General features: G+C 47.2%; 2 protein-coding genes. Both read left to right on the forward strand.

Features of this window, described 5'->3' with window-relative positions; all coding sequences use genetic code 11:
• Positions 1 to 70: 70 nt before the first annotated feature.
• Entirely contained in the window at positions 71 to 229 is a 159-nt protein-coding gene (locus tag MiSe_RS49590) for a hypothetical protein (RefSeq protein WP_226594976.1), read from the forward strand.
• Between the two features lie 154 nt (positions 230 to 383).
• Positions 384 to 545, forward strand: coding sequence for a hypothetical protein (locus tag MiSe_RS49595; protein ID WP_226594978.1), 162 nt, complete (start codon positions 384 to 386; stop codon positions 543 to 545).
• Positions 546 to 650: the final 105 nt, after the last annotated feature.

Here is a 650-nt window from a genome sequence, read left to right on the forward strand (position 1 = left end):
ATTTTAATCCTGCCGTGCCCCAACAATACAACGATTGCTGTAGGGGCACGGCAATAGAGATATTTTGGTGATGGGAGCGATGTTAATCCTGCCGTGCCCCAACAATACAACGATTGCTGTAGGGGCAGGGCAAGAGAGATATTTTGATGAAAATAACAATTTTAATCCTGCCGTGCCCCAACAATACAACGATTGCTGTAGGGGCACGGCAATAGAGATATTTTGGTGATGGGAGCGATGTTAATCCTGCCGTGCCCCAACAATACAACGATTGCTGTAGGGGCACGGCAATAGAGATATTTTGGTGATGGGAGCGATCTTAATCCTGCCGTGCCCCAACAATACAACGATTGCTGTAAGGGCAGGGCAAGAGAGATATTTTGATGATGGGAGCGATCTTAATCCTGCCGTGCCCCAACAATACAACGATTGCTGTAAGGGCAGGGCAAGAGAGATATTTTGGTGAAAATAACAATTTTAATCCTGCCGTGCCCCAACAATACAACGATTGCTGTAAGGGCACGGCAAGAGAGATATTTTGGTGATGGGAGCGATGTTAATCCTGCCGTGCCCCAACAATACAACGATTGCTGTAAGGGCAGGGCAAGAGAGATATTTTGGTGATGGGAGCGATGTTAATCCTGCCGTGC

It is taken from the genome of Microseira wollei NIES-4236 (assembly GCF_020521235.1).
Classification (GTDB): domain Bacteria; phylum Cyanobacteriota; class Cyanobacteriia; order Cyanobacteriales; family Aerosakkonemataceae; genus Microseira; species Microseira wollei.

Bases quoted from the DNA above. Each gene is read 5' to 3' on its own strand.
- MiSe_RS49590 (WP_226594976.1), top strand. From the start codon at position 71: ATGGGAGCGATGTTAATCCTGCCGTGCCCCAACAATACAACGATTGCT.
- MiSe_RS49595 (WP_226594978.1), top strand. From the start codon at position 384: ATGATGGGAGCGATCTTAATCCTGCCGTGCCCCAACAATACAACGATT.